The organism is Lelliottia sp. WB101 (assembly GCF_003051885.1).
GTDB classification, from domain to species: Bacteria; Pseudomonadota; Gammaproteobacteria; order Enterobacterales; family Enterobacteriaceae; genus Enterobacter; species Enterobacter nimipressuralis.
Window position 1 is genome coordinate 1,661,807 of the sequence record NZ_CP028520.1, and the last position, 20,140, is coordinate 1,681,946.

At 57.1% G+C, this 20,140-nt stretch carries 19 protein-coding genes and 1 riboswitch; of the genes, 7 read left to right on the forward strand and 12 right to left on the reverse strand.

Annotation, left to right across the window (positions count from 1 at the left end):
• Positions 1-2: 2 nt before the first annotated feature.
• The 5 genes from ureC to plsY all read right to left on the reverse strand — a co-directional run bounded on the left by ureC (position 3) and on the right by plsY (position 3,919).
• Entirely contained in the window at positions 3-1,706 is a 1,704-nt protein-coding gene (ureC, locus tag DAI21_RS08030) for an urease subunit alpha (RefSeq protein WP_107702817.1), read from the reverse strand.
• Positions 1,699-2,019, reverse strand: a complete 321-nt coding sequence (locus DAI21_RS08035) for an urease subunit beta (protein ID WP_102104796.1) — start codon at positions 2,017-2,019, stop codon at positions 1,699-1,701. The genes ureC and DAI21_RS08035 overlap by 8 nt, the downstream gene beginning before the upstream one ends.
• Positions 2,020-2,029: 10 nt before the next feature.
• Positions 2,030-2,332 carry an urease subunit gamma gene (locus DAI21_RS08040; RefSeq protein WP_039031754.1) on the reverse strand — a complete coding sequence of 101 codons (303 nt, stop codon included), beginning with the start codon at positions 2,330-2,332 and terminating at the stop codon, positions 2,030-2,032.
• 9 nt (positions 2,333-2,341) lie between these two features.
• Positions 2,342-3,169 carry an urease accessory protein UreD gene (locus DAI21_RS08045; protein WP_107704230.1) on the reverse strand — a complete coding sequence of 276 codons (828 nt, stop codon included), beginning with the start codon at positions 3,167-3,169 and terminating at the stop codon, positions 2,342-2,344.
• Positions 3,170-3,304: 135 nt separating this feature from the next.
• Positions 3,305-3,919: a glycerol-3-phosphate 1-O-acyltransferase PlsY gene (plsY, locus tag DAI21_RS08050; protein WP_100778881.1), complete on the reverse strand. Its 615-nt coding sequence runs from the start codon at positions 3,917-3,919 to the stop codon at positions 3,305-3,307.
• A 107-nt stretch (positions 3,920-4,026) separates the two neighbouring features.
• On the opposite strand from plsY, the gene folB reads away from it, so the two are divergent.
• Together folB and bacA are read left to right on the forward strand one after the other, a co-directional pair.
• Positions 4,027-4,395 carry a bifunctional dihydroneopterin aldolase/7,8-dihydroneopterin epimerase gene (folB, locus tag DAI21_RS08055; protein WP_102104794.1) on the forward strand — a complete coding sequence of 123 codons (369 nt, stop codon included), beginning with the start codon at positions 4,027-4,029 and terminating at the stop codon, positions 4,393-4,395.
• 105 nt (positions 4,396-4,500) lie between these two features.
• Entirely contained in the window at positions 4,501-5,322 is an 822-nt protein-coding gene (bacA, locus tag DAI21_RS08060) for an undecaprenyl-diphosphate phosphatase (protein ID WP_100778883.1), read from the forward strand.
• A 14-nt stretch (positions 5,323-5,336) separates the two neighbouring features.
• Here bacA and DAI21_RS08065 read toward each other — a convergent pair whose 3' ends face one another.
• Both DAI21_RS08065 and DAI21_RS08070 read right to left on the reverse strand, forming a co-directional pair.
• Positions 5,337-6,578, reverse strand: a complete 1,242-nt coding sequence (locus tag DAI21_RS08065; RefSeq protein ID WP_107702818.1) for a multifunctional CCA addition/repair protein — start codon at positions 6,576-6,578, stop codon at positions 5,337-5,339.
• 61 nt (positions 6,579-6,639) lie between these two features.
• Positions 6,640-7,260 carry a TIGR04211 family SH3 domain-containing protein gene (locus tag DAI21_RS08070; RefSeq protein WP_100780817.1) on the reverse strand — a complete coding sequence of 207 codons (621 nt, stop codon included), beginning with the start codon at positions 7,258-7,260 and terminating at the stop codon, positions 6,640-6,642.
• A gap of 229 nt (positions 7,261-7,489) precedes the next feature.
• Between DAI21_RS08070 and DAI21_RS08075 the strand changes: the two genes are divergently transcribed.
• The 3 genes from DAI21_RS08075 to hldE are packed head-to-tail and all read left to right on the forward strand — an operon-like array spanning position 7,490 to position 13,138.
• Positions 7,490-8,791, forward strand: coding sequence for an inorganic triphosphatase (locus tag DAI21_RS08075; RefSeq protein WP_102104792.1), 1,302 nt, complete (start codon positions 7,490-7,492; stop codon positions 8,789-8,791).
• Positions 8,792-8,811: 20 nt separating this feature from the next.
• Positions 8,812-11,667, forward strand: coding sequence for a bifunctional [glutamate--ammonia ligase]-adenylyl-L-tyrosine phosphorylase/[glutamate--ammonia-ligase] adenylyltransferase (gene glnE, locus DAI21_RS08080; protein ID WP_107702819.1), 2,856 nt, complete (start codon positions 8,812-8,814; stop codon positions 11,665-11,667).
• A gap of 40 nt (positions 11,668-11,707) precedes the next feature.
• Positions 11,708-13,138 (forward strand): bifunctional D-glycero-beta-D-manno-heptose-7-phosphate kinase/D-glycero-beta-D-manno-heptose 1-phosphate adenylyltransferase HldE, encoded by a 1,431-nt coding sequence (gene hldE / locus DAI21_RS08085; protein WP_107702820.1) that lies wholly within the window; start codon positions 11,708-11,710, stop codon positions 13,136-13,138.
• Between the two features lie 139 nt (positions 13,139-13,277).
• Here the strand turns inward: hldE and ubiK are convergent, their stop codons facing one another.
• Entirely contained in the window at positions 13,278-13,571 is a 294-nt protein-coding gene (gene ubiK / locus DAI21_RS08090; protein WP_100778888.1) for a ubiquinone biosynthesis accessory factor UbiK, read from the reverse strand.
• 236 nt (positions 13,572-13,807) lie between these two features.
• A riboswitch (FMN riboswitch) is annotated at positions 13,808-13,958 on the forward strand.
• A gap of 105 nt (positions 13,959-14,063) precedes the next feature.
• On the opposite strand from ubiK, the gene ribB reads away from it, so the two are divergent.
• Positions 14,064-14,717: a 3,4-dihydroxy-2-butanone-4-phosphate synthase gene (gene ribB / locus DAI21_RS08095; RefSeq protein WP_095283406.1), complete on the forward strand. Its 654-nt coding sequence runs from the start codon at positions 14,064-14,066 to the stop codon at positions 14,715-14,717.
• A gap of 31 nt (positions 14,718-14,748) precedes the next feature.
• Here ribB and zupT read toward each other — a convergent pair whose 3' ends face one another.
• Positions 14,749-15,522, reverse strand: a complete 774-nt coding sequence (gene zupT, locus DAI21_RS08100; protein WP_100778889.1) for a zinc transporter ZupT — start codon at positions 15,520-15,522, stop codon at positions 14,749-14,751.
• 196 nt (positions 15,523-15,718) lie between these two features.
• Between zupT and ygiD the strand changes: the two genes are divergently transcribed.
• Complete coding sequence (gene ygiD / locus DAI21_RS08105; RefSeq protein WP_107702821.1) at positions 15,719-16,507, forward strand: 4,5-DOPA dioxygenase extradiol; 789 nt, start codon at positions 15,719-15,721, stop codon at positions 16,505-16,507.
• A gap of 89 nt (positions 16,508-16,596) precedes the next feature.
• Here ygiD and DAI21_RS08110 read toward each other — a convergent pair whose 3' ends face one another.
• From DAI21_RS08110 to tolC, 3 genes are all read right to left on the reverse strand, one after another.
• Complete coding sequence (locus tag DAI21_RS08110; RefSeq protein WP_102104789.1) at positions 16,597-17,757, reverse strand: glutathionylspermidine synthase family protein; 1,161 nt, start codon at positions 17,755-17,757, stop codon at positions 16,597-16,599.
• A gap of 2 nt (positions 17,758-17,759) precedes the next feature.
• On the reverse strand, positions 17,760-18,425 hold the full coding sequence (locus DAI21_RS08115) for a DUF1190 family protein (protein WP_100778892.1): 666 nt from the start codon (positions 18,423-18,425) through the stop codon (positions 17,760-17,762).
• 158 nt (positions 18,426-18,583) lie between these two features.
• Positions 18,584-20,062 (reverse strand): outer membrane channel protein TolC, encoded by a 1,479-nt coding sequence (tolC, locus tag DAI21_RS08125; RefSeq protein ID WP_102104788.1) that lies wholly within the window; start codon positions 20,060-20,062, stop codon positions 18,584-18,586.
• Between the last annotated feature and the right edge of the window lie 78 nt (positions 20,063-20,140).

Consider the following 20,140-nt stretch of genomic DNA (forward strand, 5'->3'; position numbering starts at 1 on the left):
CCTCAGAACAGGAAATAGCGTTGCGCCATCGGCAGGACGTCTGCCGGTTCGCTGGTTATCAGTTCACCGTCCACACGCACCTCGTAGGTTTGCGCGTCCACGGTGATATTCGGCTGCAGGCTGTTGTGGATCATGTCGGCCTTTTTCACCGTCCGGCAGCCTTTCACCACGGCGATGGCGCTTTGTAAGTTAAGCTGCTGCGGGATGCCGCCGGTCGCTGCGGCCTGGGAGACAAACGTCATCCGCGTGGCGTGGCGTGCGGCGCCCAGCGAGCCAAACATCGGGCGATAGTGCACCGGTTGCGGCGTGGGAATTGATGCGTTGATATCCCCCATCGGCGCACAGGCGATCATTCCCCCTTTAACGATGGTGGCGGGTTTAACGCCAAAGAACGCGGGCGACCAGACCACCAGATCCGCCAGTTTTCCCGCTTCAATCGAACCGACCTCGTGGGCGATCCCATGGGTCAGTGCCGGGTTAATGGTGTACTTGGCGACATAGCGTTTGACGCGGAAGTTGTCGTTCTCCCCGGACTCTTCCGCCAGCGGCCCGCGCTGCACTTTCATGCGGTGCGCCACCTGCCAGGTCCGGATAATCACTTCGCCCACGCGGCCCATTGCCTGGGAGTCTGAAGAGGTCAGCGAGAAAGCGCCGATATCGTGCAACACATCTTCGGCGGCTATGGTTTCCCGGCGGATACGTGATTCGGCAAAAGCCACGTCCTCGGCGATATCCGGGTCGAGGTGATGACAAACCATCAGCATATCGAGGTGCTCGTCGATGGTGTTAACCGTGTACGGCAGCGTCGGATTGGTGGAGGAGGGCAAAATATTCGGATGCGCGCAGGCGGTAATAATATCCGGCGCATGGCCGCCGCCCGCCCCTTCGGTATGGAAGGTGTGAATGGTTCGCCCGCCAATCGCCGCCAGCGTATCTTCGACAAAGCCCCCTTCGTTCAGCGTGTCGCTGTGCAGCGCCACCTGAATGTCCATCTCTTCGGCAACCTCCAGCGAGCAGTTGATCGCCGCAGGCGTCGAGCCCCAGTCTTCGTGGATTTTCAGCCCGATAGCGCCCGCTGCGACCTGTTCGCGCAGGGCGTCAGGATTAGACGCGTTGCCTTTGCCCAGCAGGCCGATATTCACCGGCAGGGTATCGGCGGCCTGTAACATCCGCGCGATATACCACGGCCCCGGCGTACAGGTGGTGGCGTTGGTGCCTGCCGCGGGGCCGGTTCCGCCGCCAATCATGGTGGTGACGCCGGAGACCAGCGCCTCTTCCGCCTGCTGCGGACAGATCCAATGAATGTGGGTGTCGATCCCGCCGGCGGTGACGATCTTACCTTCGGCGGCGATAACTTCTGTCGCCGCGCCAATCGGGATCGTCACGCCAGGCTGGATATCCGGGTTCCCGGCTTTGCCGATGGCGAAGATCCGGCCATCTTTGACGCCGATATCCGCCTTCACGATCCCCCAGTGATCGACGATCAGCGCGTTGGTCAGCACCAGATCCACGCACGCCTGCGCCGTCATCTGCCCCTGGCCCATGCCGTCGCGGATCACTTTCCCGCCGCCAAATTTCACCTCTTCGCCGTAAATCGTGAGATCGTTTTCCACCTCGATCCACAGCTCGGTGTCGGCCAGCCGCACTTTATCGCCCGTGGTAGGGCCAAACATATCGGCATACGCCTGACGCGAAATCTCAGCCATTGTGGTCCTCCAGCTCGCCCATCACTTCCCCGCGAAAACCGAAAATGCGCTGTGCCCCGGCGACCTGTACCAGCGTCACTTCGCGCTTTTGCCCCGGTTCGAAGCGCACCGCAGTGCCCGCCGGAATGTTAAGGCGATAGCCTTTTGTGGATTCGCGATCGAATTTCAGGGCCGGGTTCACTTCGTAAAAGTGGTAATGCGATCCCACCTGAATCGGTCGATCGCCGTGATTTTCGACGATCGTGCGCTGGGTTTTGCGCCCCACGTTAAGGGCGATCTGGCCGGGTTTAATCTGATATTCGCCTGGGATCATCGGTTTCCCCTCACAGGATCGGGTTGTGAACGGTGACGAGCTTAGAGCCGTCCGGGAAGGTGGCTTCCACCTGAATATCCGGGATCATCTCCGGCACGCCCTCCATCACCTGCGCGCGCGTCAGCACATGGCGACCCGCTTCCATCAGCTCCGCCACGGTTTGCCCGTCGCGCGCCCCTTCCATAATGAAGGCGCTGATCAGCGCGACCGATTCCGGGTAATTAAGTTTGACGCCACGTGCGAGGCGGCGCTCCGCGACCAGCGCGGCGGTGAACAGCAACAGCTTGTCTTTTTCTCTGGGAGTCAGTTCCATAGGATTCTCTTAGGTCTGCCAGATTCGGGGGGCGTGAGGCGCTTTAGCGGTAACCTGCGGTCGCAGGTATTGCCAGATATCGCGCATCGCCTGCTGGCAAATCAGGTTGTCGTGAGAGAGAAAACGCACCGACAGCAGGCCATCGGTGAGCGTTGCTCCGGCAAAATTCCCAAGCGCTGCCAGCCGTTCGCGCACGCCGTCCAGCAGAGCTTCGTTTGCCGGATAACAGAGCAGGGTGCCTGTCCATGGATGAGCCGCTACCGGCGTGAGATCGCCGTCGCGCAGATGCTGACGTTCCACGAGCAACGGTTCGTCGTCGAGCCACACCTCCAGCCGACTTTCCAGGGTGCCGTGGCTGAAGGTTTCACCGATCACCGGACGGCCCAGGCACAGCAGCTCCCACGCCAGCAGGGTACTGGAGTGATGCAGATGGAACACCGAGCTAAGCCGGGCGTCAGCGCCGGGGAAAAAAATCGTGTCCTGCGGCAGCCACTCAAGCGTCGCCTGCTCCTCAACATAAAAAAGCTGATTAAGATGCGCCTGCGCGCCGCCGCTACGGTAAAACTTGCTGGCACCCGGCATGGTGATCAGCGCATGGCTGTTCGCTGCAAGCTGGACTGAAATATCGAGCGAATCGCCGCCGACAATGCCACCGGGCGGGTGCAATAGATAGAGATGGCAGGTTTCGTCTTCGGGATAAAACGGGCGTTGAACGGTAAGGGGGCCGATGTGTCGCGCCGAGTGCAGGACGGTTTTTTGCGGGGTGTGGCGAAACTGCAACGCAAGCGACGCCTGCCAGCCTTTATACGCGTTATCAGTCACCTGGGTTGCTAACATGCTCATCCATCCGCTCGCCATTTTCTGCTTCAGTATGCCCTGGCAGAAATGAACCCTGTCATATGAGTCGCTTATGGATAGATGAAAAAAACCGGCTCATTTCTGAGCCGGTTTCTGGAATTCTCGTGGTCCGAACTACTGCGGATCTTTTTTCTTTCTCTTAAATCGGGTCCAGATTTTTGTTTCCTGGCGGCGCCACAGACGCTGAATGTTGTCGTGATGACGCAGGAGAATCAGGCAGGAGAGCATGGAGACCGGGAAGGTGAACTGGGGTTTAAACCACCAGACATAAAACGGGGCGATCAGCGCACTGACAATTGCGCCCAGCGACGAGTAGCCGCTCAACAATACGCTCAGCAGCCAGGTGCCAGCCATCACGCCGGTCAAATCCCAGCCGATGGGGGCGATTGCGCCAAACGCAGTGGCGACGCCTTTGCCGCCTTTAAAACCAAAGAATATTGGCCAGATGTGGCCCAGACAGGCAGCGATGGCGATAAGCCCCAGCCAGAACGGCGTGACGCCCAGCGCATAGGCGCCCCAGACGGGTAACATCCCTTTCAGAACATCAAAGATCAATACCGCTACGGCTGCTCCCTTGCCGCCAATTCGTAATACATTGGTCGCCCCTGGATTCCCGGAACCGCTGACGCGAGGGTCAGGCAATCCGGCGATGCGGCAGACCAGAATGGCGCTGGAGATTGAGCCGCAAAGGTAAGCGAGGAAGATCATTCCAGGCGCGATTGCACTCATAACGCTGTTCCGTTTTGAAAATGTATCTGTATTCTCTGCATCTGTGGATAATACGCATAATTCGCCGGAAGTGGTATCCGGTTTAGCCAAAAAGCAGGCAGGTCGTGATGGATATTGTATTTATAGAGCAACTTTCGGTAATCACCACAATTGGTGTTTACGACTGGGAACAGACCATCGAGCAGAAGCTGGTGTTCGATATCGAAATGGGCTGGGATAACCGCCTGGCCGCAAAAAGTGATGATGTTAAAGACTGCCTGAGCTATGCGGATATCAGCGAAACGGTGGTGAAGCATGTCGAAGGGCAACGTTTCGCGCTGGTGGAGCGCGTAGCGGAAGAGGTGGCTGAACTGCTGTTAAGCCGTTTCAATTCGCCGTGGGTGCGCATTAAACTCAGCAAACCGGGTGCCGTGGCGCGCGCGGCGAACGTCGGCGTGATCATTGAGCGTGGCAAAAATCTTAAAGCAAAGATTTAACGTCATAATCGCTAAACCATTTTCGGTTATACCGGTCTTAAAGCTGTCTCTTTCACGGCGTCCATTGAGGTTCGCCGTTTTTTACATTTTTAGAAGGGTTAATAGATGAGCGATGTACACTCGCTGCTGGTGGCGGCAATACTGGGTGTGGTCGAAGGATTGACGGAATTTTTGCCCGTTTCCAGTACCGGACACATGATCATTGTCGGTCATTTGCTCGGCTTTGAAGGCGAAACGGCAAAAACGTTTGAAGTGGTCATTCAACTGGGTTCCATTCTGGCCGTGGTGGTGATGTTCTGGCGTCGCCTGTTCGGTCTTATCGGCATTCACTTTGGCCGCCCGCCGCAGCACGAAGGCGAAGGGAAAGGGCGTCTGACGCTGATTCACATCCTGCTTGGGATGGTTCCGGCGGTGGTGCTGGGGCTGGTTTTCCACGACACGATCAAATCGCTGTTTAACCCAATTAACGTGATGTATGCGCTGGTGGTCGGCGGTGTGCTGCTGATAGCGGCGGAACTGCTGAAACCTAAAGAGCCGAAAGCGCCGGGTCTGGACGATATGACCTACCGCCAGGCGTTTATCATCGGCTGCTTCCAGTGTCTGGCGCTCTGGCCGGGCTTTTCCCGTTCAGGGGCAACCATTTCCGGCGGGATGCTGATGGGCGTGAGCCGCTATGCGGCGTCGGAGTTCTCGTTCCTGCTGGCGGTGCCGATGATGATGGGTGCCACCGCGCTGGATCTCTATAAGAGCTTCCACTTCCTGACGGTGGGTGACATTCCGATGTTCGCCGTGGGCTTTGTGACCGCGTTCCTGGTCGCGCTGGTGGCGATCAAAACCTTCCTGCAGATCATCAAACGTATCTCGTTCATCCCGTTTGCGATCTACCGCTTTATCGTCGCAGCGGCCGTTTACGTGGTCTTCTTCTAAGCCACTCACTGCCCTCAGTCTTTTGGCTGAGGGCAACGCGTTTCCTTCCAGTCCGTTACCGCCTGAATCCGCCGTTTCGTTAACTCGTCGCGGATTGCCGGGCCTTTAAATCCGGCTTCAACCACGTCTTTCGTCGGCACCGCTCTGGCGATCTCCCACGCTTCGCGCAGCAAACGTCCTTGCGGATAGTCGCAGGCTTCAAAGCCGGTGCGCCCACGTACGTCCGCTTCGCTGGTCAGGGCGATCTGCTCGACGCGCTGCGGTTTTCGCCACGCATCAATGCTGTCGAACAGCTTCACGATGGTGGCCGGTTTGAGGATCGGGAAGGTGTGGATCAGGTCGTGGAATTCAGCGACCAGCTTCGCCAGATCGCGGATCTCATTGGGCACGCGCAGGCGCTGGCAAATATTGTCTACCAGTTTGACGCCCGCCGGGCCGTGCCCGTGATGGCGCGGCCAGAGCGCTTTCGGCGTTAATCCTTTGCCCAGATCGTGACAGAGCGTCGCGAAACGCACATCCACGTCCGGGCTGAGCATCGCCGCCATGCTTAACGTCATCAGGGTATGAACGCCGGTATCGATTTCCGGATGCCACTTCGCCGGAGCCGGGACGCCAAACAGGGCGTCGATTTCCGGGAACAGCACCTTCAGGGCGCCGCAGTCGCGGAGCACCTGAAAAAAGACCTGCGGATTACGGGTAGTAAGGGCGTTCTCCGTCTCTTTCCAGACGCGTTCCGGCGTGAGATGTTCCAGCTCGCCCGCGTCGGTCATGGCGGTCATTAAGGCCATGGTTTCGTCGGCGATGCGGAAGCTCAGATGGGCATAACGGGCAGCGAAGCGCGCCACGCGCAGGACGCGCAGCGGATCTTCAGAGAAGGCCGGGGAGACGTGGCGTAAAATTCGGTTGTGCAGATCGTTCTGGCCGCCGTAGGCGTCGACGATATGACCGTCGTCGTCCTGTGCCAGGGCGTTAATCGTCAGATCGCGGCGCAGCAGATCCTGCTCGAGCGTAACGTCCGGCGCGGCATAGCAGGTAAAACCGGTGTAACCAAAACCGGCTTTGCGCTCCGTGCGCGCCAGGGCGTACTCTTCGCGGCTTTTAGGGTGAAGAAACACAGGAAAATCGCGGCCTACCTGCTGGTAGCCCGCGTTAAGCATCTCTTCTGGCGTGGCGCCCACCACGACCCAGTCTTTATCTTTGACCGGCAGACCTAACAACGCATCACGAACCGCACCACCGACCAGATAAATCTTCACGCCGTAAACTCCCCAATTCTCTTTTCACCTGATAATACGTAAGTATGGTGAATAAGACGAATTAGTTCATCCAGCGATCTTTACGCTTACGGCTTGGGATCAGATGTGGCAGAACCAGACCGAGTACCAGACCTACGCCCAGCACGCCGCCGCCATACATAAACCACTGCATGATGATGGTGCGCTGTTTGTCATCGAGCTGCAGATTGGCGGCGCTCACTTTTTTCTGCGCCACAATCAGCTCGTTTTTAAGCTTCTGGTTCTCTTCTTTCAGGCCGTTGATCACGCTGTCACTCTGGGCCACTTTCTGCTGCATTTCAGCCGTGCGCTGGTTCCAGGTGGTGTCGATATTAGTCAGCTTATCGGTCAGGGTTTTCACCTGATTTTCCAGATCCGGCACGCGGGTGCGCAGGCTCGGAACGGTGCTCAGCTCTTTCAGCGGGATCCACGACGTACGGCCGGTACTGTCGCGCACCTGACCGTAATTACTGTCCTGATTTGTTTGTAACAGAACCACTTCCTCGCCGGCATTCACCGTACCCACGAGGCGATAATTATCTCCAGGGCCGCTACGTACCCAGGTGTTCAATTCGTCGGAAACATAACGTTTCTCTTCAGCGTGGACCGCAGTCGCGGCGCTGAAAGCAAGTAAAGTCAGTCCAATCAGGCGTAATTTAAGCATCATTAGTCGTTATTTTCATAAAAAGTGGAACGATAGTAGTGGCAACAGTGTCTCCACGCAAAGCATTCGTCAGCAATCGGAATCATCTGTGTCACGGCTTCAGACTTTTACACCCCTCAAATTGCTCATTGCGTGGCAATTTGGCGCAAAATACTATGTACTGACAAACAAATGGCGAGGAAGTTCGCCTTCATTGACGCGGCTGTGACGCAACCGAAAGTACAGGGCTATGGCACAAGAGATCGAATTAAAATTTATCGTCGAAACGGGCAGCGTTGATGCGCTGCGTAACCATCTGAATCAGCTGACCAGCGAGCACCACGAGCCGGTGCAACTCCTCAATATCTATTACGAAACGGCGGATAACTGGCTGCGTCGTCACGATATGGGGCTGCGCATCCGTGGTGCGAACGGGCGCTATGAAATGACGATGAAAATTGCCGGGCGTGTGGTGGGCGGTTTGCATCAGCGTCCTGAATACAATATCGACATTGAAAAGCCAGAACTTGAGCTGAATCGTCTTCCGGCAGAAGTCTGGCCGAACGGTGAGCTGCCGGACGGGCTGTCAGCGCAGGTTCAGCCGCTGTTCAGCACCGATTTCTGGCGTGAAAAATGGCTGGTGAACGAAGGCAAAAGCCGCATCGAAATTGCCCTCGATCGGGGCGAAGTGAAAGCGGGTGAGTTCCAGGAACCGATTTGCGAGCTGGAGCTTGAACTGCTGGAAGGCAGCGCTGACGACGTGCTCAAACTGGCACGTAAGCTGGTGGGCCAGTCGGGTCTGCGTCAGGGCAGCCTGAGCAAGGCCGCGCGCGGCTACCATCTGGCGGCGGGAAATGCGCCGCGTCAGGTGAAAGCCACCACCATCCTGCACGTGGCACCTAAATCCAGCGTTGAGCAGGGTCTGGAAGCCTCGCTGGAGCTGGCCCTGAGCCAGTGGCAGTACCACGAGGAGCTGTGGATACGCGGCGTGAGCGACGCGAAAAAACATGTGATTGCGGCGATGGGCCTGGTACGCAGCACCCTGACGCTGTTTGGCGGCGTCGTACCGCGTAAAGCGAGCACTCACTTACGTGATTTCCTGACCCAGACCGAAACGCTGATGGCCACTGACGTCTCTGCCGAAACGGCGGTCTACAGCCCGCAAACTGCGGCCGCCAAACTGGCGTTAACGGAATTCCTGGTGACGCGCGGCTGGCAGCGTTTTCTGGATGATAAAACCCAGAAGAAAATCGCCGAGTCGTTTAAGCGTTTTGCGGATACCCATTTGTCCCGCAGCAACTCCGAGCTGAAAACCATTTTTGACCGCCCGCTGGGCGATCAGTACAGCGATCAGCTGGTACGTCTGAACCGTGATATCGACAGCGTTCTGCTGCTATCGGGAAGTTACGATGGGCCGAAAGCGCAGGCGTGGCTGGAGAACTGGCAGGGGCTTCGCCATGCCATTGAGACGCGCCAGCGTATTGAAATTGAACATTTCCGTAACGAGGCTATTTCGCAAGAGCCGTTCTGGCTGCACAGCGGAAAACGTTAACTCAGGCAAGGAACCCCATGATGCCGCTTTCTTCACAGCTTCAGCAGCACTGGCAGACGGTTTGTGCGCGTCTGCCGGAGTCATTACCCGCCGCCTCACTGAGTGAGCAGGCGCAGCAAGTGCTTACTTTTAGTGATTTTGTGCAGGAGAGCATTACCGCGAATCCTGACTGGCTGGCTGAACTGGAAGCGGCACCGCCGCAGGCCGACGAATGGCAGCACTACGCTCAGTGGCTGAGCGACGCGCTGGCAGAGGTGGCAGACGAGCCGACGCTGATGCGCGTTTTACGCCAGTTCCGCCGTCGCGTGATGGTGCGTATCGCCTGGGCGCAGTCGCTGGCGCTGGTGAGCGAAGAGAGCACTCTGCAGCAGCTGAGCTGTCTGGCGGAAACGCTGATTGTCGCCGCACGCGACTGGCTGTACGACGCCTGCTGCAAAGAGTGGGGCACGCCGTGCAGTGAAGAGGGCACGCCGCAGCCGCTGATGATTTTAGGCATGGGGAAACTGGGCGGCGGTGAGCTGAATTTCTCGTCGGATATCGACCTGATCTTCGCCTGGCCGGAAAAGGGCGCGACCCGTGGGGGCCGCCGCGAACTGGATAACGCGCAGTTCTTCACCCGTCTCGGCCAGCGGCTAATCAAAGCTCTGGATCAGCCAACCCAGGACGGTTTCGTCTATCGCGTGGATATGCGCCTGCGCCCGTTCGGTGATAGCGGCCCGCTGGTGCTGAGCTTTGCCGCGCTGGAAGATTATTACCAGGAGCAGGGGCGCGACTGGGAGCGCTACGCGATGGTCAAAGCACGGATCATGGGCGACAAAGACGACATTTACGCCAGCGAATTGCGCGCCATGCTGCGCCCGTTCGTGTTCCGCCGCTATATCGATTTCAGCGTCATTCAGTCCCTGCGTAATATGAAAGGGATGATTGCCCGCGAGGTGCGCCGCCGGGGCCTGAAAGACAACATCAAGCTCGGCGCGGGCGGCATCCGGGAAATCGAATTTATCGTGCAGGTGTTCCAGCTGATTCGCGGTGGGCGTGAGCCGTCCCTGCAGTCCCGCTCGCTGCTGCCGACGCTTAACGCCCTAGAACAGCTGCATCTGCTGCCGGAGGGTGACGCCCAGACTCTGCACGATGCCTACCTTTATCTGCGTCGCCTCGAAAACCTGCTGCAAAGCATCAATGACGAACAGACCCAGACGCTGCCGGGCGACGATCTGAACCGCGCGCGGCTGGCCTGGGGCATGCGCGTTGACGACTGGCAGGGGCTGACGGAGACGCTGGACGCCCATATGGCGGGCGTTCGACGCATCTTTAATGATTTGATTGGCGATGACGAGAGCGAATCGCCGGACGATACGCTGTCCGAACACTGGCGCGAGCTGTGGCAGGATGCGCTGCAGGAAGATGACACCACGCCGGTACTGGCCCATTTGAGCGACGACGACCGTCATCGCGTGGTGGCGCTGATCGCCGATTTCCGCATGGAGATGAACAAGCGCGCCATCGGCCCGCGCGGGCGACAGGTGCTCGACCACCTGATGCCGCACCTGCTGAGCAATGTCTGTTCGCGTGCGGATGCGCCGATTCCGTTGTCGCGCCTGACGCCGCTGCTCACCGGCATCATCACCCGCACGACCTATCTTGAACTGCTGAGTGAATTCCCCGGTGCGCTCAAACATTTAATTTCACTCTGCGCCGCGTCGCCGATGGTGGCGAGCAAACTGGCGCGCTACCCGCTGCTGCTGGATGAGCTGCTTGACCCTAACACCCTCTATCAACCGACAGCGATGGATGCGTATCGCGACGAACTGCGTCAGTATCTGCTGCGCGTGCCGGAAGAGGACGAAGAGCAACAGCTCGAAGCGCTGCGTCAGTTTAAACAGGCGCAGATGCTGCGCGTGGCGGCGGCCGATATCGCGGGCACCCTGCCGGTGATGAAAGTCAGCGACCATTTAACCTGGCTGGCGGAAGCGATCATCGACGCGGTGGTCCAGCAGGCCTGGAGCCAAATGGTCGTGCGCTACGGTCAGCCAAAACATCTGGCGGATCGCGAAGGACGGGGTTTTGCCGTGGTCGGCTACGGCAAACTGGGCGGCTGGGAGCTGGGCTACAGCTCCGATCTGGATCTGATTTTCCTGCACGATTGCCCGGTGGATGTCATGACCGACGGCGACCGCGAAATCGACGGGCGTCAGTTCTACCTGCGTCTGGCGCAGCGCATTATGCACCTCTTCAGCACCCGCACCTCCTCCGGTATTTTGTACGAAGTGGACGCGCGCCTGCGCCCGTCCGGGGCGGCGGGGATGCTGGTCACGTCTACCGAGTCGTTTGCGGATTATCAGCAAAACGAAGCCTGGACGTGGGAGCATCAGGCGCTGGTGCGTGCCCGTGTGGTGTACGGCGATCCGCAGCTGAAAACGCAGTTCGACGCCATTCGCCGTGATGTGCTTACCGCAACGCGTGAGGGCGAAACTCTGCAAACCGAAGTACGAGAGATGCGTGAGAAGATGCGCGCCCATCTCGGAAACAAGCATCGCGATCGCTTTGATATCAAAGCCGATGAGGGCGGGATCACCGATATCGAGTTTATTACTCAGTATCTGGTGCTTCGTCATGCGCACGACAAGCCGAAGCTGACGCGCTGGTCTGATAACGTGCGCATTCTGGAACTGCTGGCGCAAAACGACATTATGGATGAGCAAGAAGCGCAGGCGTTGACCCACGCCTACACCACGCTTCGCGATGAATTGCATCATCTGGCGTTACATGAACAGCCGGGCCATGTGGCGGCGGAATGTTTCAGCATTGAGCGAGAACGCGTTCGAACCAGCTGGCAGAAGTGGCTGGTGGAACCGTGCGTAACAAAACAAGTGTGATATTATCGCGCGCAAATTGTGAATCTTTCTGGAGTCAGGAATGAAAGTAACACTGCCAGAGTTTGAACGTGCTGGAGTTATGGTTGTCGGTGATGTGATGCTGGACCGCTACTGGTACGGGCCGACAAGCCGCATCTCCCCGGAAGCACCGGTCCCGGTCGTGAAGGTCGATACCATTGAAGAGCGTCCCGGCGGCGCGGCAAACGTGGCGATGAATATTGCTTCTCTCGGCGCGCATTCGCGTCTGGTAGGGCTGACCGGCATTGACGATGCGGCACGCGCGCTCAGCAAAACGCTGGCCGACGTGAACGTGAAGTGTGATTTCGTTTCTGTGCCAACGCATCCAACCATCACCAAACTGCGCGTGCTGTCCCGCAACCAGCAGCTGATCCGCCTCGACTTCGAAGAAGGTTTTGAAGGTGTTGATCCTGAGCCGCTACACGAGCGTATCGCGCAGGCGCTGGGCAATATCGGCGCACTGGTGCTGTCTGACTACGCCAAAGGTGCGCTTGCCAGCGTACAGCAGATGATTCAGCTGGCGCGTAAAGCGGGTGTGCCGGTGCTGATCGACCCGAAAGGGACCGATTTTGAACGCTATCGCGGCGCGACGCTGCTGACGCCTAACCTCTCCGAATTTGAAGCGGTGGCGGGCAAGTGCAAAAACGAAGAAGAGATCGTGGAGCGCGGGATGAAAATCATCGCCGATTTCGACTTCTCCGCGCTGCTGGTGACCCGCTCTGAGCAGGGCATGACGCTGCTTCAGCCGGGCAAAGCGCCGCTGCATATGCCGACCCAGGCGCAGGAAGTGTACGACGTGACCGGTGCAGGCGATACGGTGATTGGCGTGCTGGCGGCGACGCTGGCGGCGGGCAATTCACTGGAAGAGGCTTGCTACTTTGCCAACGCGGCGGCAGGCGTCGTGGTCGGTAAGCTGGGGACGTCTACCGTTTCGCCGATCGAGCTGGAAAATGCGGTACGCGGACGTGCGGATACCGGTTTTGGCGTGATGAGTGAGGACGAACTGAAAACTGCGGTGGCTGCGGCGCGCAAGCGCGGCGAGAAAGTGGTCATGACCAACGGCGTCTTCGACATTCTGCACGCCGGCCACGTTTCGTATCTGGCGAATGCGCGTAAGCTTGGCGATCGTCTGATTGTCGCGGTGAACAGCGATGCGTCTACCAAACGGCTTAAGGGCGAAACGCGTCCGGTGAACCCACTGGAGCAGCGCATGATTGTGCTCGGCGCGCTGGAAGCGGTCGACTGGGTGGTCTCTTTTGAAGAAGACACGCCACAGCGTCTGATTGCTGGCATTCTGCCGGATCTGCTGGTGAAGGGCGGCGACTATAAGCCGGAGCAGATTGCGGGGAGTGAAGAGGTCTGGGCCAACGGCGGCGAAGTGATGGTACTCAATTTTGAGGACGGGTGTTCTACCACCAACATCATTAAGAAGATCCAGAAAGACAGACAGTAAAATGGGATTGGTGCGGGCTGATGCTCTCACTTAACCTTCTCCACAGTGAGAGGGTGCAAATACAAAAAACGGCAACTGAGGTTGCCGTTTTTTTTTCCGATTTGCAGGCCGGGGAAGGCGCAGGCGCCACCCGGCTTTTTTATGCTTCGTCGACGGGCGGAATCGCCGGTGCCGGTTTCACTTCTGCGGGCTGGCTGCGGTTTTCCAGTTCGGTCAGGCGTTGCTCCAGCAGCGCCAGCTTTTCGCGGGTGCGCAGCAGCACTTGCGTCTGCACGTCGAACTCTTCACGGCTCACCAGATCAAGACGCGTCAGCTGCGACTGCAGCACCTGGCGGATTTTCTTCTCGACGTCATCGCCAAACTCACGAATACCTTTCGGCATAGATTCATGAACCTGACGGGCAATTTGTTCAATTTTTTTCGGGTCAATCATGGTCGTTTCCCTTGATCAGAAGGTGTTAGCGAACATTGTAGCGCGTTACCCGCGATCTTTTGCACAAAATCATTTGCGATGCGGTTAGCGTGAAATCCACCCAAAGTCACGTTAACGATGTGAACGGGGTTGGAGGGGCCGTCGACGCCCAGGCAATTTGGATGATGAAATGCAAATCCAGAATTGTTTGATGCTTATGCATTGCCCAGCATAATCAATAGCGTTATAGTTATCTCGCTTATTCTCAGGGCGGGGCGAAATTCCCCACCGGCGGTAAATCAGCCTTGCGCTGAAAGCCCGCGAGCGCTTTGGGTGAAAACTCAAAGGTCAGCAGATCCGGTGTAATTCCGGAGCCGACGGTTAGAGTCCGGATGGGAGAGAGTAACGATCAAGCCGGGCAAGGCCCGCTCACGTTATTTTTTTACCGCTTACGCGGTGCTCCTAAGACTGCCCTGATTCTGGTAACCATAATTTTAATGAGGTTTTTTTACCATGAATCAGACGCTACTTTCCGCATTTGGCACCTCTACTGACCGTGTAGAGCTTGCTCTTACCGCACTCCGTGAACATCGCGGTGTGATGGTTCTCGATGATGAAGACCGTGAAAACGAAGGCGATATGATTTTCGCCGCTGAAACCATGACCGTTGAACAGATGGCGCTGACCATTCGTCACGGCAGTGGCATCGTGTGTCTTTGTCTGACCGACGAACGTCGTAAACAGCTCGATCTGCCGATGATGGTCGAAAACAACACCAGCGCATTCGGTACCGGTTTTACCGTGACCATCGAAGCCGCGCACGGTGTGACCACCGGCGTTTCTGCTGCTGACCGCCTGACGACCGTGCGTGCCGCCACCGCGGATAATGCTAAGCCATCAGACCTGAACCGTCCTGGCCACGTTTTCCCACTGCGCGCGCAGCCGGGCGGCGTGTTGACGCGCGGCGGCCACACTGAAGCGACCATCGATCTGGTGACGCTGGCAGGCTTTAAATCTGCGGGTGTGCTGTGTGAACTGACCAACGATGACGGCACCATGGCGCGTGCGCCGGAGTGCATCGAGTTTGCGAAGAAACACAATATGGCTGTGGTGACCATCGAAGATCTGGTGGCCTACCGCCAGGCGCATGAACGTAAAGCCAGCTAAATAAAAAACGCCGGGTTATCCCGGCGTTTTTTTATCCGATTCCTGCTGTTTGTAGCAGTACCAGACTTAATCCCATCACCGACATTCCACATAGCACGCCGTAGCTGGGGTTATTGTTAGGGTCGATCTCTTTCGCCAGCGGCATCAGTTCGTCTACGGACAGCGCGACCATAATCCCCGCCACCGCAGCCATAATTGCGGCCATTACCACCGGGGAGATCATGCTGCCCAGAATCAGCCACGCCAGCACGCCGCCTAATATCTCCGCCAGACCCGAAATCCCGGCCCAAAAAACCGCCGTGCGTTTTGAGCCTGTCGCAGCATAAACCGGGCCAGCGACGGCCAGTCCTTCAGGAATATTGTGCAACGCCACCGCCAGCGCAATCCCAAAGCCCAGCTCAAGGTTATTGCTCGCCGTCACGTAGGTGGCGACGCCTTCAGGGAAGTTGTGCAGACTGATGCCGAGGGTGAGCAAAATGGCCGTGCGTTTGATGTTGCCGTGCGACGGTTTGACGCTTTTCTGCATCAGATCCTGCGGATGCGCATGGGGTAACATCCGGTCGAGACCGAAATAGCCCAGAAGGCCCACGACGAACATGCCGTAGCCGAGAACCGGCGACATCCCCTCGGTACCGAGTGCCGCAGGCAGCATCTCCATCAGGGAGATCAGCAGCATAATCCCGGCGGCAAAGCCGAGAGAAAACGCCAGCACGCGGTTCGAAGGCTTTTGTCCGAGCACGCCAAGAATGGCACCGATGAAGGTGGCGGCACCCGCAAGTATCGTCAGAATCAAGGGTACTGACATTCAATGCTCCTTATGATAATGATTCTCATTAATGTTAATGACTAATCTGCTGCAAAGCGAGAGGGCATTCACGGCTTTACATATTTCTTACATTCAAATTTTCTGAAGATCTTCATCACGCTTATCTGAGTTCTTGTTGTGCAGATAGCGGGTAATGTAGTGACATTAAATAAACACCCTATGTAAGGATATCACCATGACTTCTTCTCGTATGCCAGCACTGTTTTTGGGCCACGGTAGTCCGATGAACGTTCTGGAAGATAACGTCTATACGCGTGCCTGGCGTCACCTGGGCGAGACGTTGCCGCGTCCGAAGGCCATCGTGGTGATCTCTGCACACTGGTTTACGCGTGGCACCGGCGTCACGGCCATGGAAGCACCGAAAACCATTCATGATTTTGGCGGCTTCCCGCAGGCGCTGTATGACACCCATTACCCTGCACCGGGTTCGCCAGCGCTGGCACAACAGCTGGTGGAACTGCTGGCGCCTGTTCCGGTGACGCTGGATAAAGAGGCCTGGGGTTTCGACCACGGCTCCTGGGGCGTGCTGATCAAAATGTATCCGGATGCCGATATCCCCATGGTGCAGCTGAGTATCGACAGCACTAAACCGGCGGCGTGGCATCTTGAGATCGGTCGCAAGCTGGCAAAACTGCGCGGTGAAGGCATCATGCTGGTGGCGAGCGGTAACGTGGTGCATAACCTGCGCACTGCCCGCTGGCACGGTGAAAACACGCCATACCCATGGGCCACGTCGTTCAATGATTTTGTAAAAGCCAATCTCACCTGGCAAGGACCTGCGGAAGAACATCCGCTGGTGAACTATCTGGATCACGAGGGCGGTTCGCTCTCTAATCCAACGGCGGAGCACTTCCTGCCGCTGCTGTACGTGCTGGGCGCGTGGGACGGCAGTGAACCGGTGACCGTGCCGGTGGAGGGCATCGAGATGGGCAGTTTGAGTATGCTGTCGGTGCAAATTGGCTAACGAAAAGCCCGGTAGCGCTGCGCTTACCGGGCTTCAGGTTCGTGCATTTTGCAGGCCGGGTAAGGCGAAGCCACTACCCGGCAAATCCATCACTCCACAAAAATATGCGGATAGAAGCGCGACAGATCCTGGGTGATCAACGCGCGATCTTCGCGAATCCCAATCCCCGCAGGCTGATCGTTGATAAGCCAGCTGCCAATCAGCACATAGCTGTCGCCAAATTTCGGCAGCGGATAGAACTCCTGCACGATCATTCCTTCTTCGCCGTACGGGCCTTCCGCCGCTTCGAGGGTTTTGCCGTTTTCAATAATGGAAACGTTCGCCCCTTCGCGGGAGAAGATCGGCTTAATGACGTATTTATCCATCGGCGGATAATCATCTTCGGCGAAATACGCAGGCAGCAGGTTAGGGTGATTCGGGAACATCTCCCACAGCATCGGCAGCAGCGCTTTGTTAGAGATAATGCTCTTCCAGGCCGGTTCCAGCCAGCGCACGCCCGCGTCTTCCAGCTTGGTAGAGAACACTTCGCGCAGCATGTATTCCCACGGATAGAGCTTGAACAGATTGCTAATCACCTGGTCCTGCGTATCCGTAAACTGGCCGCGCTCGCCTAAACCGATATCTTCGATATACAGGAACTCAGTGGCCACTTCCGCTTCGGCTGCGCAGTCCTGCAGATATTGCACGGTCCCGCGATCTTCAACGGTATCGCGACAGCAGGCCAGATGCAGATAATTAAATCCGTGCTGCTCGCGCAGTTCAGCGAAGCGCTCGATCAATTTTTCCTGCAAGGAGTTGAACTGATCGCTGCCTTCCGGCAGATTGCCCGCCGCCGCCTGATCTTCAAGCCAGATCCACTGGAAGAACGCTGCTTCGTACAGCGAGGTTGGCGTATCGGCGTTATTTTCCAGCAGCTTAGGATCGCTTACGCCGTCCCACGCCAGATCGAGGCGTGAATAGAGCGAAGGCTGGTGGGTCTGCCAGGCGTGACGTACAAAACCCCAGGTATGCTTTGGAATGCGGAATTTGGTCATCAGCTCATCGCTGGCAACCACCTTTTCCACCACCTTGAGGCACATCTGGTGCAGTTCGGCAGTCACCTCTTCCAGTTTTTCGACTTGGGCGAGGGTGAGCTTGTAATAGGCATCTTCACACCAGTACGGTTCGCCGTACATGGTGTGGAAGTTGAAACCATATTCGGTGGCTTTTTCGCGCCAGTCCGGGCGCTCGACAATACTGACTCGTTCCATTATCAGCCGCCCATTGAGCGCGTGGTGGAACCTGTCGCGCTACGCTGCATGGTCGCTTGTTTCGCCACGGAGTCGCCAAAGCCACCGCGCGTCACGGTGCTGGTGGTCGCAGGTTTTGGCGCCATCGCGGTTTTCGGAACCGTCATCGAACGGCCTGGCGTCGCTGCGCCGTAGTTTTTGCCGCTCGCATCGGTGTATTTACCGTAGGCCGGGCTGGATGGATTTTTGGAGCTGAACAGCGGCTGCTGCTGGAAGCCCATTCCACCGCCCATCATGCGGCCCATCATGTAGCCTGCCATCAGCGGCATCCAGAAGCTGCCGCTGGACTGGGCCTGCGCCTGGTTTTCAGGTGCCATGCCAGCCTGAGCCGGTGCCTGCTGGCACTGACCTTCACCGAACTCGGCGATACAGTCTTCACGGGTGGCGTATTTCGGCGCAGTACGTTCTGCTTCTTTCAGAGCATTATTATAGGCAGTGGTACATTCCGCGCTTTTACCGGTGGCTGACGAGCAGTCATCGGCATTCTGATACATCGAGACTGTTTCATCGGATTGCTCACAGCCTGCCAGCATAAATACGGCGGTGAACGCCAGGGCGACAGGGGTGAGATGGCGTGCGTTCCAGTTTTTGCGGAACGAAGCGTGATTGATCGTTTTTGTCCGTTTCATTTTGTCTTCCAGGACCCAGTGGTAGAACGAAGTAAATAAGGCTCAGGATAGAGGATGAGTGGTCGAAAATGAAGCGCAGAGGGGGATTCGGGGGATCTTTACGTTGGCTTACGTTCAAATGTGACCCTCTCCCGAAAGGGAGAGGGATTATTCAACAATTAGTTACGGAACGGGTTGTTTCCGGTGCTATTTGTTGTGGTGGTGCGTGCCGCGGCTGGCTCAGCGGCAGGGGCGGTGCTGTTGGCATTGTAGCCATCAGCGCTGGCGTCCTGCTGCGGGTTTTCCGGGGCAACGCTTTCAGGCGTTGTTGAAACCGGTTTACCCAGCGTGCTGTTCAGCATTTGCAGATCCTGCTCGTTCAGCGTACCCAGCGCAGATTTAATATTCAGCTGGTTAATCAGGTAATTATAACGAGCGCTGGAGAGCTGTTGCTTCGCGTTATACAGCGTGGTGGTCGCATCCAGCACATCAACGATAGTACGCGTACCGACGGAGTAACCTGCTTCCATCGCATCCAGGGAGCTTTGTGCAGACACAACGGCCTGTTTGTAAGCGTTGATGCTGCTGATGGAGGCGTTCACGTTGTTAAAGGAAGAGCGAACGGTCTGAACAACATTGCGGTGCGCGCTTTCAAGCTGCTCGCTCGCGCCAACAAAGTTGTACTGTGCCTGTTTAACCTGAGAGTTCACCATGCCGCCCTGGTAAAGAGGCAAAGAGAAGTTCAGGCCGATTTTGTTCTGGCCCTGGTTGCTGTCATCGAATTGGGTGGTGTTGGTTTTTGAGCCACTATAGGTAGTATCAGAAACACCCGTCGATGCGGTCAGCCCCACGGTTGGCAGATGACCATCCTGCGCCTGGCGGATTTGCTCGCGCGCCAGATCCTGGCTCAGACGAGCCTGCAGCAGCGCCAGGTTACGGTTTTCAGCTTCTTTCAGCAGGGCGTTAACTGCCTGAGGTTTGTCAGTCTTGAAGTTATCAACGTTCAGAGACGCCAGCTCTGGGTAGTAATTGCCGGTCACCTGACGCAGAGATTCGAGTGCGTTGTCGAGGTTGTTACGGGCAGTTACTTCGTTCGCCAGCACGCTGTCGTACTGTGAACGGGCGTTCTGCACGTCAGTGATGGCGACCAGGCCTACGTTGAAACGCTGGGTGGTTTGGTCCAACTGACGGTAAATCGCCTGTTTCTGCGCTTCGGTGTAGGAGAGCGAGTCGATCGCGCTCAGCACGTTGAAGTAAGCGGTAGCGGTGTTCAGGATCAGCGTTTGCTGATCGGTCTGATAGGTTACGTCCTGAATACCGGCGCTCTTTTCCTGCAAGGAGAGGGCACGCCATTTGGACATATCAAACAAGGTCTGCGTTAATTGCAGTGAGGCGCTGGTGACATTGGAGTTCACACCGTTGCTGTCACGGAATCCATTGCTGTAGGTATAATCTGCACCTAAACCCAATTGCGGCAGCAGCGGGCTACGTGCTTCATTAATCTTTTCGAACGCAGCATCACGGTCGGCGGCTGACTTACGCAGCTCAGGGTTGCCCAGACGTGCTTGCTGATAAACCTGTAACAGGTTTTCTGCCTGGCTCATCGCGCTGAAGCCCGTCAGGCTCAGGCCGATAAGGATGGGGAGCAATTTCTTCATTTGCATTCCTTGTTGTGAAGCAGTATTAGCGCTGATCTAATTAAAAATAATTGCCGATTCTAACAGAATCATCCACGC